At 67.3% G+C, this 14,044-nt stretch carries 10 protein-coding genes; 7 read left to right on the top strand and 3 right to left on the bottom strand.

Annotated features, from left to right (window positions below):
- Nucleotides 1-6: 6 nt before the first annotated feature.
- The 4 genes from IM733_RS23725 (at nucleotide 7) to IM733_RS23740 (ending at nucleotide 5,996) form a co-directional block, all read left to right on the top strand.
- The gene (locus tag IM733_RS23725; RefSeq protein ID WP_248918719.1) at nucleotides 7-2,163 is read left to right on the top strand and encodes a DUF1631 domain-containing protein; all 2,157 of its coding nucleotides are present in this window, start codon (nucleotides 7-9) and stop codon (nucleotides 2,161-2,163) included.
- Nucleotides 2,164-2,366: 203 nt separating this feature from the next.
- Nucleotides 2,367-2,933 (top strand): 1,6-anhydro-N-acetylmuramyl-L-alanine amidase AmpD, encoded by a 567-nt coding sequence (ampD, locus tag IM733_RS23730; protein WP_248918720.1) that lies wholly within the window; start codon nucleotides 2,367-2,369, stop codon nucleotides 2,931-2,933.
- Nucleotides 2,930-3,760 (top strand): regulatory signaling modulator protein AmpE, encoded by an 831-nt coding sequence (gene ampE, locus IM733_RS23735; RefSeq protein WP_248918721.1) that lies wholly within the window; start codon nucleotides 2,930-2,932, stop codon nucleotides 3,758-3,760. Before ampD ends, ampE begins: the two co-directional genes overlap by 4 nt.
- 223 nt (nucleotides 3,761-3,983) lie before the next feature.
- The gene (locus IM733_RS23740; protein ID WP_248918722.1) at nucleotides 3,984-5,996 is read left to right on the top strand and encodes a methyl-accepting chemotaxis protein; all 2,013 of its coding nucleotides are present in this window, start codon (nucleotides 3,984-3,986) and stop codon (nucleotides 5,994-5,996) included.
- A gap of 99 nt (nucleotides 5,997-6,095) precedes the next feature.
- On the opposite strand, the gene IM733_RS23745 is transcribed toward IM733_RS23740, so the two are convergent.
- Both IM733_RS23745 and cra read right to left on the bottom strand, forming a co-directional pair.
- Nucleotides 6,096-6,872 (bottom strand): TatD family hydrolase, encoded by a 777-nt coding sequence (locus IM733_RS23745; RefSeq protein WP_248918723.1) that lies wholly within the window; start codon nucleotides 6,870-6,872, stop codon nucleotides 6,096-6,098.
- A gap of 2 nt (nucleotides 6,873-6,874) precedes the next feature.
- Nucleotides 6,875-7,870: a catabolite repressor/activator gene (cra, locus tag IM733_RS23750; RefSeq protein ID WP_248918724.1), complete on the bottom strand. Its 996-nt coding sequence runs from the start codon at nucleotides 7,868-7,870 to the stop codon at nucleotides 6,875-6,877.
- A gap of 296 nt (nucleotides 7,871-8,166) precedes the next feature.
- Here cra and ptsP point away from each other — a divergent pair, with 296 nt between their 5' ends.
- Genes ptsP through IM733_RS23765 form a run of 3 tightly spaced genes read left to right on the top strand, consistent with a single transcriptional unit; the run spans nucleotide 8,167 to nucleotide 13,680 of the window.
- The gene (ptsP, locus tag IM733_RS23755; protein ID WP_248918725.1) at nucleotides 8,167-11,019 is read left to right on the top strand and encodes a phosphoenolpyruvate--protein phosphotransferase; all 2,853 of its coding nucleotides are present in this window, start codon (nucleotides 8,167-8,169) and stop codon (nucleotides 11,017-11,019) included.
- Nucleotide 11,020: 1 nt separating this feature from the next.
- Nucleotides 11,021-11,968 (top strand): 1-phosphofructokinase, encoded by a 948-nt coding sequence (pfkB, locus tag IM733_RS23760; protein WP_248918726.1) that lies wholly within the window; start codon nucleotides 11,021-11,023, stop codon nucleotides 11,966-11,968.
- Nucleotides 11,968-13,680: a PTS fructose-like transporter subunit IIB gene (locus tag IM733_RS23765; RefSeq protein ID WP_248918727.1), complete on the top strand. Its 1,713-nt coding sequence runs from the start codon at nucleotides 11,968-11,970 to the stop codon at nucleotides 13,678-13,680. Before pfkB ends, IM733_RS23765 begins: the two co-directional genes overlap by 1 nt.
- A gap of 26 nt (nucleotides 13,681-13,706) precedes the next feature.
- Here IM733_RS23765 and IM733_RS23770 read toward each other — a convergent pair whose 3' ends face one another.
- Nucleotides 13,707-13,928 (bottom strand): DUF3820 family protein, encoded by a 222-nt coding sequence (locus IM733_RS23770; RefSeq protein WP_248918728.1) that lies wholly within the window; start codon nucleotides 13,926-13,928, stop codon nucleotides 13,707-13,709.
- Nucleotides 13,929-14,044 lie beyond the last annotated feature (116 nt).

Below are 14,044 nucleotides of genomic sequence, written 5' to 3' on the forward strand. Positions count from 1 at the left end.
TCCGGGATGCATAAAGAAGGCAAGGTGGTGCCCTTGGCGACCGCCATCGACCGGGGCGCGCGCACGCCCTCGCCGAGCCTTCCCGTGTTGCTCCTGCAGGTGCGCGACAAGGCGGCCTTGCAGCTGCGCCAAGGCTTGCAGGCGCTGTTCGACAATGCCGACGACACCCTCTTCGAGATGGCCGACAAGGCCGGCGCCCGGGTCGACCAGAACCTCTACTTCGAAGCCATGCGCGACCTGCGGCTGAAGCGCAAGAGCATCGAGCGTGGTTTCCTCGACCTGTTCTACGAGGCCTTTGCGCGGATTGGCCAGAACGACCTGTTCGAGTCGCTGATGCCGACGCCAGTGGCCTGCGGCGAGACCGAGCTTGAGCGTTCCTGCGTTGTGCAGGGCATGGTCGACCGGGTGCTGTCGCGCGACGGTTTCTTTCTCCAGCAGTTGAACCAGCGCTTTGCCGTGCTGCTCGACCGGGGCCTGGATGAGCGGCACAACCCGCTTGGCCCTGCCAGTCTCTGTGATTATTTCCTGGCGGCCGGGCGCAATCTGGGCGTGGGCTCGAGCGTCAAGATGGTCTTGCTCAAACTCTTCGAACGCTATGTGCTGCGTGACCTCGACCTGCTGTATGGCGAAGCTGGCCAACTGCTGGCCAGCGCCGGTGTGCTGCCCGACCTGCAACCTGCGCCGCGCCGCCGCGCCGAAGATCTGCGCGGCATTGCCCGGCGTGTGCCGGCCAACCCCGTGCAAGCTGGCGAGTCGGGGGCCGATGCTGCCGGCCAGGCCTTCTTTGCCTCGGTACAGGAGCTGCTGGCCCCTTCCCGGGGATGCATCGCGCCGCGCCTGCAAGCCGTGGGCTCGGCCCAACCGATCGGCACGAGCGACCTGCTGCGCCTGCTCACCCACCTGCAGCATTACGTGCCAGCCGCTGGCGAGCCGGATGACTTCAACCTTGGCCAGCAGCTGGAGCAGTTGCTGCTGCGGGTCAGCGTGCGTAGCGGTACGCGCCGGCGTATCGCCACCGACGACGAGGACATGATCAACCTGGTGGGCCTGCTGTTCGGCTACATCGAGGTCGACGACAACCTGCCCGTCAGCCTGCGTGGGCTGATCGGCCGTCTGCATATTCCTCTGCTCAAGGTTGCCCTGATCGACAAGGCGTTGTTCTGTCGCGCCACCCATCCGGCGCGGCGCCTGCTCAACGAAATTGCCACCATGGCTATCGGCTGGGAGAGCGACGCAGACGGCCTGCGTGACAGCCTGCACCTGCGGATGGAGCGCATCGTCCAGCGGCTGCTCAATGATTTCTCCGAAGATTGCGGGCTGTTCAGCGAACTGCTCGACGAGTTCCTGGCCTTCAGCCAGGACGAGCGGCGGCGCAACGAGTTGTTCGAGCAACGCACGCGCGAGGTAGAGGAAGGCCGTGCCCGCACCTTGCTGGCCCGTCAGCGTGTACAGGATGAGTTGAACCTGCGCCTGCGGGGGCGATTGTTGCCCGAGGGGGTGCTGCGGATGCTGGTGCAGTCCTGGAGCCAGGTGTTGCTGCTGGCCTGGCTCAAGCAGGGCGAGGCGTCAACGGCATGGGCCGAAGGCCTGGCGACCATCGACACCCTGCTCGTCAGCATTGTTCCGCACCCTGAACCGAGTCGTTTGCTTGAGCAGGTGCCAGGCCTGCTCAAGGCATTGCGCGAAGGGCTCGCGGGGGTGGCGCTGGATTCGGCGGCCACCCGCGAGTTCTTCCTGCAACTGGAGCAGCTGCACCTGCAGGCGTGCGCGGGGACGGTGGCGCAGAGCGACGGGGCGTTGGCCCTGGTACGTGTCGAAGACGACATCGTACTGGCCATCACCGACGAGCCGGCCGGCGGGCCACGCCCGTGCCTGGATGACCAGGAACCCGCGTTGCGCCAGGTGCAGCGCCTGCGTATCGGCACCTGGGTCGAGGTGCTGGACGATGATGAACCGTTGCGTTGCAAGTTGGTGGCGCGTGTGGACATCAACGACCGCTTCGTCTTTGCCAACCGCACCGGGATGAAGGTGCGTGAATGGAACCGTGCCGGGCTGGCCATGGCGCTGCGTATGGGGGAGGTTCGCCTGCTCGATGACGGGTTGCTGTTCGAGCGCGCGCTGGAGGCGGTGCTCGAGGGGTTGCGGCGGCAGCAGGGGCACTGAAGCCGTAGGCACGTTGGTGTGGAATTGTGTTGCTGTTACTGGCCCTTTCGCCGGCAAAGCCGGCTCCTACAGGTGCGGCGCTGACCTGCGAGGCGAGCCGACGCTCCGCGCGCCCTTGCGACGCTCACAATGATTCACATGCAATCGGCCGCGCCTGCGAGGCATACTGCGCTCCTGTACCCGGTGTTTTCAGGATCTGCTCCATGCAATTGGACCGTGCGACCGGTTGGTTCTCCGGCGTGACCCACTGCCCTTCGCCGAACTTCAACGCCCGCCCCGACGGCGAGGCCATCTCGCTGCTGGTCATCCACAACATCAGCCTGCCACCGGCGTGCTTCGGCACCGGCAAGGTCCAGCAGTTCTTCCAGAACCGCCTGGACCCGCACGAGCACCCCTACTTCGCCACCATCAACCACCTCACGGTGTCCGCCCACCTGTTCGTCGAGCGTGACGGCCAGGCGACCCAGTTCGTCTCGCTGCTCGACCGTGCCTGGCATGCCGGTGTGTCGCGCTTCGAGGCGCGTGAGGGCTGCAACGACTTTTCCATCGGTATCGAACTGGAGGGCACCGACGAGCTGCCCTACACCGATGCCCAATACGCCACCCTGGAGCAGCTGACCCGCGAGATCCGCAACGCCTGGCCGGTGATCGGGCCGCAACGTATCTGCGGTCACAGCGACATCGCCCCGCAGCGCAAGACCGACCCAGGCCCGGCATTCGACTGGCCGCGCTACCGCGCCGCCCTGCAGCGTAACGAGGACAAGGCATGAGTTTCCTGGTATTGGTGCTGGCGCTGTGGGTCGAGAAGTTCTCCGCCCTGCGCCACCGTGTGCAGCGTGATGGTTTCTTCCTCGGCGAGCTGGTGCGCCTGGAGCGCAGCGGCAAGGTCCACCCCTGGTGGACCCTGGCCATCCTGATCCTGCTGCCGGTGGCGGTGCTGGCCTTGCTGCTGCATGTGCTGGAGCCGGTCGCCTATGGCCTGCTGGCGTTGCCGGTGCACCTGCTGGTGCTGGTGTACAGCCTGGGGCGTGGCGATGTGAAGGCGGCCTTGGGGCCGTTTCGCGATGCCTGGCGCCGGGGCGACGAGCAGGCCGCGCTGCATGTGGCCGAGCGCGACCTGGGCCTGGCCGCCGATGATGCCCGGGGCCTGATCAAGCGGGTCCAGGGGCATCTGTTGTGGCAGGCCTACCAGAGCTTCTTTGCGGTGATCTTCTGGTACTTCCTGCTTGGGCCGGGTGCGGCGTTGGCCTACCGCCTGCTCGCCCTGACCGCCGACCACAGCCGCCAGCCGGCACTGCAGACCCTGGCCTGGCAATTGCGGCATGCCCTGGATTGGCTGCCGGTGCGGGTCATCGCGGTGAGTTTCGCCCTGGTCGGCAATTTCGTCGCGGTCACCCGGGTGATGCTGCACGAATTGCTCGACTGGCATATCAGTGCCGTGCACCTGGTGGCCAAGGTCGGGCGGGTGGCCGACGATATTCCGGAAGAGGAAGACCGCCAGCGCGGGCTGGAGCGGCTGGACAGCCTGTGGGAACTGCTGCTGCGCTGCGCGGTGCTGTGGTACGCCTGCTTTGCGCTATGGACCGTGCTGGTCTGAGGTTTCATGGCGCCTGGTTCGTCTTGTGGGGGCGGCTTCAGCCGCGATCACCCGCGAAGCAGGTGCCACACACCGCATCGCGGCTAAAGCCGCTACAGGCGAACACGCTTCGCGCTTAACCATAAGTTACAAACCTTGACTCCAATCTGCGCTATACAAAGCCTTGGGCTATAGATGGCCTAGTGCTACCCCGCAGAACAACAAGAATTCAAGGAGGTGACCTGTGAAGCAGCTGCTCTATCCGGCCATCGCACTGATGAATCGCCTGAGCTTCGGTATGAAGTTCAGCTTGATCAGCGTCCTGTTTTTCCTGCCCATGCTCGCCACCAGCTTCTATCTGGTGCGTGACGCCTACAACCAGCTCCATGCCACCCACGTCGAGCTGCAAGGCCTCGGGCCGCTGGGCGACAGCCTGGCCCTGCGCGGCGACCTGGAAACCCTGGGCAATCTTCTGCAGATCAATGCCGTGCTCGGCCAGTCGGGCCAGGCCGGTGATGTGGAGACGCGCATCGCCGCTTTGCAGGACAAGGTCCAGGCCCAGCTCGACGCGCTCAAGGGCAGCGACCCGGTGCTCGAGGCCAAGCGCGGCGAGCTGGCCGATGCCTTCGCCCAGGCGCGTGGCGAGACGTCGCTGCAGAACAAGGTGGCGTTGTTCGACAAGCTTCTGGCCCAGGCCCAGGTACTGGGCAAGCTGGTCGCCAGCCAGGCAGGCCTGAGCCAGGATAGCCAGGCCTCGGTGCGCCAGTTGGGCGAGTTGGTCGGCAGCGCCACCGCCCAGGTCACCCAGGCGCTGGGCGAGGGCCGGGCGATGGGCGCGGTAGCCCTGGGGCGCGGCTTCATGGACTCCTCTGGCAGTGCCCGTTTCGAAGACCTGTTGCAGCGCCTGGATCGGTTGTCCGCCGACTATGCCATTCGCCTCGACGATGCCCTGGCCAGCGATGCCAGCGTCAAGGTCGCTCTCACCGCTGTCGCCCAGGCCAGCCAGGCCACGGTCAAGCAGGCGTCGACGCTGTTCGAGGATCAGGTGGTGGTGGCCGAAAGCCTGGACACGCCGTGGGCCGGTTTCTACCAGCAGGCCAGCGACCTGATGGCCCAGACCTACCGTCTCAACGACGCTGTGCTGACTCATCTGCACGGGCAACTCGAGGAGCGCCTCGGCGAACATCGCCTGCGCATGATCGGCCTGGTGGTCGCGTTGGCCTCGGTGTTCGTGCTGATCATCTACCTCTACAGCGGCTTTTACGTTTCCACCCGCGAAACCCTCGGGAACCTGGGCAGCGCCATGGACAAGGTGGCGGCCGGCGACATGACGGTCAGCTTCCAGGCTCGCAGCCAGGACGAGCTTGGTGAACTGGGGCGGGGTTTCAACGAAACCGTGCGGCGCATCCGCGGGCTGATCGAGCAGGTGGGCCACACCGTGACCATGGTCGAGGAGCAGGCCGGCCAGGTGCTGTCGGTGTCGGCCCGCAGCAACCTGGCGGTCAGCGGCCAGCGCGAGCAGATCGAGCAGGTGGCCACGGCGATGAACCAGATGAGCGCCACTTCACTGGAGGTCGCGCGCAGCGCGGCATTGGCCGCCGAGGGCGCACAGCGGGTCAATCATGAAAGCGCCTCCGGCCGGGACCTGGTCGAGAGCCAGCAGGGCAGCATCGCCCGCCTGGCCGGCGAGATCGACCAGAGCGTGGTGGCGGTCAACCAGCTGGCGGGTGACAGCCAGGCGATCGGGCGTGTGCTGGAGGTGATCCGCAGCATCGCCGAGCAGACCAACCTGCTGGCCCTCAACGCTGCCATCGAAGCCGCCCGGGCCGGCGAGCAGGGCCGGGGCTTCGCCGTGGTCGCTGATGAAGTGCGGACCCTGGCCAGGCGTACCCAGGACTCCACCGAGGAGATCGCGCAGATGATCCAGCGTTTGCGCGATGGCGTCGGGGCGGCGGTCAAGGTGATGGGCAGTAGTCACCAGATGGCTGCTGGCACGGTCGATGAGGCGCGTCAGGTGCAGCAGGCGCTGGGCAATATTCTTGGTGCGGTGGGCGGGATCGTCGAGCAGAACCAGCAGATTGCTGCCGCCGTTGAGCAGCAGACGGCCGTGGCCCACGATATCGACCTGAACATCGTGGCGATCAACCGCGCGGCCCAGGACACCACTGAGGGCGCCTGCCAGACCGAGGACGCCAGCCGGGCGCTGTCGGCGCAGGTGGTGGAGCTCAAGCGTTTGATCGGGGCGTTCAGGGTCTAGCCGCCTCGGTTCGCCGGCCAAGCTGGCTTCTACACGGATTGCGCAACACCTGTAGGAGCTGGCCTTGCCGGCGAAGAGGCCGGAACAGTCAACGCCGCCTCACCAGCCAAACACCTCACAGGCATTGCGGCTACTGGCCTCGGCCAATACTTCGGCCTCAACCCCCATGACTTCCGCCAGCGCCCCGGCAATCTCCGGCAGATGCTCCGGGCTGTTGCGCTGCCCGGGGAACATCGCCGGCGCCATGTCCGGCGCGTCGGTCTCCAGCACCACGCTCTGCAAAGGCAGGCGCGGCAGGGTCTTGCGCAGGCGCAGCGCCTGGGGCCAGGTGGCGGCGCCGCCGAGCCCCAGCTTGAACCCAAGCTTGATGTATTCCCGCGCCTCCTCATAGCTGCCGGCAAAGGCATGGATGATCCCCGCCCGCGCCGGCGTGTAGCGCTTGAGCGTGGCGATCACCTGGGCATGGCTGCGGCGCACGTGCAGCAGCGAGGGCAGGGCGAAGTCGCAGGCCAGTCGCAACTGAGCCTCGAACAGCGCCTGCTGGCGCGCCGGGTCCAGCTCTGGCAGGTAGAAGTCCAGGCCGAACTCGCCCACCGCGCACAGGCGTGTATCACCGTGCAGGTGCTCCAGCCACTCGCGCAACTGCACCAGGTGCTCGGGGCGATGCTGGTCGAGGTAGATCGGGTGCAGGCCCAGCGCGGCGAAGACCCGCGTGTCGCGGCAGGCCAGGTCCCACACCCGCTGGAAGTTCTCCTGATACACCCCCAGCACCACCATCCGTTCCACTCCGCGTGCCGCCGCGTTGGCCAGCAACGGCTCGCGATCGGCGTCGAAATCAGGGAAGTCGAGGTGGGTGTGGGTGTCGATCAGGCGCATGCTCAGGCCAGGGCGATACGTTGCTTGAAGGTGCGGCCGATGGCGTGCACGCCGGGTTCGTAACGCTTGTGCTCGATGGCGGCCAGCGCCAGCTCCAGCGCGGTGGCGGCTATCAGGCCGTGCTGTTGGGCCATGGCGTTGACCGGCAGTGGCAGGAAGTCGAGCAGCTGGTTGTCGCCGAAGGTACCCAATTGCAGCTCGCGCGAACCGGCAGGGCGTGCTTGCAGGGTGTCGAACACGCCTTGCAGCAGCACGTAGGAGGTGGTCACCAGCGCGTCCGGCAGGCCACCCAGCTCGTCGATCAGTTGCTGCATCAGGCGCTGGCCGCATTCGCGGCTGAACGCTTCGCCCTGGTAGCGGCGCACGTCACCGGCAAAGCCTTGCAGGGCCTCTTCGAAGCCCCCGGCGCGGGCCTGGCTGACCGACAGCTCAGGGCGCGCGCCGATCAGGGCGATGCTGCGCGGGTGGGTCTTGAGCAGGCTCTGCGTCAGCTGGCGGCTGGCATCGCGGTCGTCACTGATCACCGAACAGAAGTGTGCCGGGTCCAGGCGCCGGTCGATGGCGATCACCGGCAGGCCCTTGGCCTGCAACTCGCGGTAGCTGTCGTCTTCTGGCGGCAGGCAACTGGCGACGAACAGCGCGTCACAGCGGCGCGCGCGGAACAGTTGCTGCAACTGGCGCTCGCTGTCGGGCTGGTCGTCGCTGCTGGCGATCAGCAACTGGTAGCCACGGGCCCGGGCCCCTTGCTCCAGTTGCTTGGCGATGCGGGCGTAGCTGGGGTTCTCCAGATCCGGGAGAATGAAGCCCAGTGTGCGGGTGTGCCGGCTGCGCAGGCCGGCGGCCTGGGGGTTGGGGGTGAAGCCATGGGCCTCGACCACCGCACGCACGCGCTCGACGGTGCTGTTGCTGATGCGCTGCTGTTCGGCCTTGCCATTGATGACGTAGCTGGCGGTGGTCACGGACACACCGGCCAGACGGGCGATATCGCTGAGTTTCACCGAATTTTCCTTGTTATTTCCGGGGCTGACTGCTTGCCTGACCGGTTAGTTTCACCCATCGGCAGGCCCGCGCGCAGACGACCATTGTCGCAATTGTCCGACAGGATGGGGCTTTTTCGTCGGAAGATTATCGAGTAACGTGGCCACTTGGTCAGATTAAACGATTCATCTGGTTAAATTATTCTGCCGTGAAACCGCCAGGTTACTCGCCACGCTGATCGTTCGAGCGGTAATTGGCCGCCACATTCACAACAATACCTGGGTCGCCGACGTGGGCGCCGCAAAAGGAGAAGGTCATGCTCGAGCTTGTCGTGGAGCAGATTGCGATGGGCCAGAAAGCCGCCGACAAAGAGGAGGCGCTGGCCTTGCTGGCCGGGCGGCTGATGGCCGATGGACTGGTGGCCGAGGGGTACCTCGAAGGGCTGCGCGCCCGTGAGGCGCAAGGCTCGACCTTTCTCGGCCAGGGCATTGCCATCCCCCATGGCACGCCGCAGACCCGCGAGCTGGTTTTCGCCACCGGCGTATGCCTGATGCAGTTTCCCCAGGGGGTGGACTGGGGCGACGGGCAGATCGTCTACCTTGCCATCGCTATCGCCGCGCGTTCCGACGAGCACTTGCGTTTGCTGCAATTGTTGACCCGCGCCCTGGGCGAGACCGACCTGGCCGAGGCCCTGCGCCGGGCCAACTCCGCCGAGGCGCTGCTCAAGCTGCTGCAAGGCGCCCCCCGCGAGCTGGCGCTGGACGCGCAACTGGTCGGCCTGGGCCTTGCCGCCGAGGACTTCGACGAGCTGGCCTGGCGCGGCGCCCGCCTGCTGCAACGCGCCGGGTGCGTCGACAGCGGTTTTGCCGCCGTGCTGCAACAAGCCGAACCGCTGCCATTGGGTGAAGGCCTGTGGTGGCTGCACAGCGAACGGCAGGTGTTGCAACCGGGCCTGGCCTTCATCACCCCACAGCAACCCGTGCGTTACCACGACCAGCCGCTCAATGGCCTGTTCTGCCTGGCCAGCCTCGGCGCCGCTCACGAAGCACTGCTCGAGCGCCTGTGCGAAGTGCTGATCGAAGGCCGTGGGCAGATGCTCTACCAGGCCACCAGCAGCCGCGCCGTGCTCGAAGTGCTCGGTGGCGAGGTGCCCGCCGACTGGCCCAGTGCCCGTGTGGTGCTGGCCAACCCCCACGGCCTGCATGCCCGCCCGGCCAAGGTGCTGGCGCAACTGGCCAAGGGCTTCGAGGGCGAAGTGCGGGTGCGTCTGCTCGACAGTGCCCAGCCCGCGGTATCGGTGAAAAGCCTGAGCAAGCTGCTCAGCCTGGGGGCGCGCCGTGGCCAGACGCTGGAGCTGACCGCCGAACCGGCCATCGCTGCCGATGCCCTGCCGGTGCTGCTCGCGGCCATCGAGCAAGGGTTGGGCGAGGAGGTCGAGCCGCTGCCGGAGGCCGTACCGCCGACCGCCGAGCCGGCCGCCGAAGCCCTTCAGGCACCCACTCCAGGCTGCCACCTCCAAGGTGTCGCTGCATCGCCGGGCATCGCCAGCGGCCCGGCCCACGTCTGTGTCGAGCGTGAGATCGACTACCCACTGCGCGGCGAATCCCCCGCGCAGGAGCGCCTGAAGCTGCGCCACGCCATCGAAGCCGTGCACGGCGACCTACAAGCGTTGGTACAGCGCAGCGACAAGGCCATCGGCGAGATCTTCGTCACCCACCAGGAAATGCTCGCCGACCCGGCCCTGACCGACGAAGTCGAGTCGCGCCTGGCCCAGGGTGAGAGCGCCGCCGCCGCCTGGATGGCGGTGATCGAAGCCGCCGCGCGCCAACAGGAGGCGCTGCACGATGCCCTGCTGGCCGAGCGTGCCGCGGACCTTCGCGATATCGGCCGTCGGGTGCTGGCGCAGCTGTGCGGTGTGCAGGACACCCCGGTGCCCGAACAACCCTACGTGCTGGTGATGGCCGAGGTCGGCCCGTCGGATGTGGCGCGCCTGGACCCGGCCCGGGTCGCCGGCATCGTCACCGCCCAGGGCGGCGCCACCGCCCACAGCGCGATCGTCGCCCGTGCCTTGGGCATCCCGGCCGTGGTGGGTGTCGGCGCGGCGGCCCTGTTGCTGGACAATGGCACGCCGCTGCTGCTCGATGGCCAGCGTGGCCGGGTGGTCATCGCACCGTCAGCCGATGAACTGCAGCGTGCCCTGGCCGAACGCGATGCCCGCGAGCAGCGCCTGCAAGCCGCCTGGGCCAACCGCCACGAGCCTGCGGTCACCCGTGATGGCCACCGTGTGGAAGTGGTGGCCAACATCGGCGAAAGCAGCGCTATCGACAAGGTGGTGGAGCAGGGCGCCGAAGGCGTCGGCCTGCTGCGCACCGAACTGATCTTCATGGCCCACCCCCAGGCGCCCGACGTGGCCACGCAAGAGGCCGAATACCGCCGCGTGCTCGACGGCCTGGCCGGCCGACCGCTGGTGGTGCGCACCCTCGATGTGGGCGGCGACAAACCCTTGCCCTACTGGCCCATCGCGGCGGAGGACAACCCTTTCCTCGGCGTGCGCGGCGTGCGCCTGACCCTGCAGCGCCCCCAGGTGATGGAGGACCAGCTGCGTGCCTTGCTGCGCGCCGCCGGCGACCGGCCGCTGCGGATCATGTTCCCCATGGTCGGCCAGGCCCACGAGTGGCGCGCGGCCAAGGCCATGGTCGAGCGCCTGCGCCAGGAGATCCCGGTCAGCGACCTGCAGGTCGGCATCATGGTCGAGGTGCCTTCGGCCGCTTTGCTGGCCCCACAGCTGGCCCGCGAAGTGGACTTCTTCAGCATCGGCACCAACGACCTCACCCAGTACACCCTGGCCATCGACCGTGGCCACCCAAGCCTGTCGGCCCAGGCCGACGGCCTGCACCCAGCGGTGCTCAACCTGATCGACATGACCGTACGCGCCGCCCATGCCCAGGGCAAGTGGGTGGGCGTGTGCGGCGAGCTGGCGGCCGACCCGCAGGCGGTCGCCGTGCTGCTGGGCCTGGAGGTGGACGAACTAAGCGTGTCCGCCCGCAGCATCCCTGAAGTCAAGGCACTGGTACGCCAGGCCGATCATTCGACGGCCCGCGCCCTGGCGCGCGAGGCCTTGCAACAAGACAGCGCCGAAGCGGTCCGGGCGCTGGTGGAGCGTTACTGAGATGGCCAAGATCCTCACCCTCACCCTCAACCCCGCGCTGGACATCACCGTCAGCCTCAACCACCTGCGCCCCGGCCAGGTCAACCGCAGCCAGGCCCAGTACAGCCACGCCGCTGGCAAGGGCTTGAACGTCGCCCAGGTGCTGGCCGACCTGGGGCACGACGTCACCGTCGGCGGCTTTCTGGGCCACGACAACCTGCAACCTTTCGAGGCGCTGATCGAACGACGCGGTTTCACCGATTGCTTCGTGCGTGTGCCGGGCGAAACCCGCAGCAACATCAAGCTGGTGGAAGCCGACGGCCGGGTCACCGACATCAACGGCCAAGGCCCTCAGGTAGACGAAGCCGCCCAGGCGGACCTGCTGGGCAAGCTGGCGCAGGTCGCGCCCGGCCATGACGCGGTGGTGGTGGCCGGCAGCCTGCCGCGCGGCATCAGCCCGCAGTGGCTGCGCGCGCTGCTGGACACCCTCAAGGCTCAAGGCCTGAAGGTGGCCCTGGACAGCAGCGGCGAAGCGCTGCGTGCCGGTTTGCAGGCCAAGCCCTGGCTGGTGAAGCCGAACACCGAGGAACTGGGCGACGTGCTCGGGCTGCCGGTGAACACCTTGGCCGAGCAGCGCGCCGCCGCCCACTCGTTGCTGGCCACCGGCATCGAGCATGTCGTGGTGTCCCAGGGCGAGCAAGGCGTGAGCTGGTTCGCCAGGGGCCTGGCGCTGCACGCCCAGCCGCCGCGTGTGCAAATCGCCAGCACGGTGGGCGCGGGCGACTCGCTGGTGGCCGGCATGGTCCATGGCCTGCTGCAACACGAGCCCGCCATGGACACCTTGCGCCGTGCCACGGCCATCGCCGCCCAGGCGGTGACCCAGGTCGGTTTCGGCATCGACGACCGTGACCAACTGGCACGGTTGCAAGCTGGGGTACAGCTGACAGAACAACAAGAAGAGGGCTGCTGATGAACATTGCCATTGTCACCGCCTGCCCCAACGGCCAGGTCTCCAGCGTGCTCAGCGCACGCCTGCTGGCCGCCGCTGCCCAGCGCCGCGGCTGGAGTACCAGCGTCGAAGTGCAGGACGCCGACCACCCCGAACGCCGCCTGACCTCGGCGCAGATCGCCGAGGCCGACTGGGTGCTGGTGGTCAGCACCGGCCCGGTGGAGCTGGCGCGTTTTGCCGGCAAGCGCCTGTTCCAGAGCACCCCGGCCCAGGCCCTGGCGGACCGCGAAGGTTTCCTCGACGAGGCGGCGGCCAAGGCGCAGGTTCAGGAAGTGGCCCCCGCCGTACCCATCGCCGGGGTGAAGATCGTCGCGGTAACCGCCTGCCCCACGGGCGTGGCACACACCTTCATGGCCGCCGAGGCCCTGCAGCAGGCCGCCCAGGCGCTGGGCTACCAGCTCACCGTCGAGACCCAGGGTTCGGTCGGCGCGCGCAATCCACTGTCTACCGAGGCCATCGCCGACGCTGACGTAGTGCTGCTGGCCGCCGATATCGAGGTGCCCACGGCTCGCTTCGCCGGCAAGCGCATCTACCGCTGCGGCACCGGCATCGCCCTCAAGCAGGCCCGCGCCACCCTGGACAACGCACTGAACCAGGCCAAGGTCGAGAGCGCCGGCGCCAATACCCTGCAAAAGGCCGAGAAGACCGGCATCTACAAGCACCTGCTGACCGGTGTGTCGTTCATGCTGCCGATGGTGGTGGCCGGCGGCCTGCTGATCGCCCTGTCGTTCGTGTTCGGCATCGAGGCCTACAAAGAAGCCGGCACTTTGCCCGCCGCGCTGATGCAGATCGGCGGCGAGGCCGCCTTCAAGTTGATGGTGCCGTTGCTGGCGGGCTATATCGCCTGGTCCATCGCCGACCGCCCGGGCCTGGCCCCAGGCATGATCGGCGGCCTGTTGGCCGGCACCCTGGGCGCGGGTTTCATCGGTGGCATCATCGCCGGTTTTCTCGCCGGCTACAGCGCCAAGGCCATCGCCCGCTGGGTACGCCTGCCATCGAGCCTGGAGGCGCTCAAGCCGATCCTGATCATCCCGCTGCTGGCCAGCCTGTTCACCGGCCTGGTGATGATCTACGTGGTCGGCCAGCCGGTGGCGGCGATGCTCGAAGGGCTCACGCAGTTTCTCGACAGCATGGGCACCACCAACGCCATCCTGCTTGGGCTATTGCTCGGTGGCATGATGTGCGTCGACCTCGGTGGCCCGATCAACAAGGCGGCCTACGCGTTCTCGGTGGGGTTGTTGGCCTCGTCCAGCTACGCGCCGATGGCCGCCACCATGGCTGCTGGCATGGTGCCGCCGATCGGCCTGGGTATCGCCACGTTCCTGGCGCGGCGCAAGTTCGCCCAGAGCGAGCGCGAGGCCGGTAAGGCGGCGCTGGCGTTGGGGCTGTGCTTCATCTCGGAGGGCGCGATCCCGTTTGCCGCCAAGGACCCGCTGCGGGTGATCCCGGCAAGCATCGCCGGGGGCGCGCTGACCGGTGCGCTGTCGATGTACTTCGGCTGCAAGCTGATGGCGCCCCATGGCGGGCTGTTCGTGCTGCTGATCCCCAACGCGATCAACCATGCGCTGCTGTACCTGCTGGCGATCCTGGCGGGGAGCCTGGTGACGGCGGTGGTGTATGCCGTGATCAAGAAGAGCGAACAGGTGGAGATGGTGGTGGCGCCGGCGAAGTGACAGGCCGGGCTTGCCGGGGAATAGAGTCACCCCCGCGTCCTGCCCCGCAACGGCTTCAACAGGTCACCCAACCCGTTGTGGTCGATCTCGTGCATCAACGCCAGCAACCCGCCCAGCTCGCCGGGCGGGAACCCTTTGCGGGCGAACCACGCCAGGTAGTCGCCCGGCAGGTCGGCGATCAAGCGGCCCTGGTACTTGCCGAAGGGCATGGTGCGGGTGACCAGCAGTTGCAGCGATTCGGGTTTCATCGGGCTCGGGCCTGGGCAGGTTTGGGCCGCGAACCATACTGCAATCTGCACGACGACCCAAGCGGCGATCATGCAGAACGCTGCTTTTCAGGTTTTGATGACTTAATTTAAATAAT

This window comes from Pseudomonas entomophila (assembly GCF_023277925.1).
Lineage (GTDB): Bacteria > Pseudomonadota > Gammaproteobacteria > Pseudomonadales > Pseudomonadaceae > Aquipseudomonas > Aquipseudomonas entomophila_D.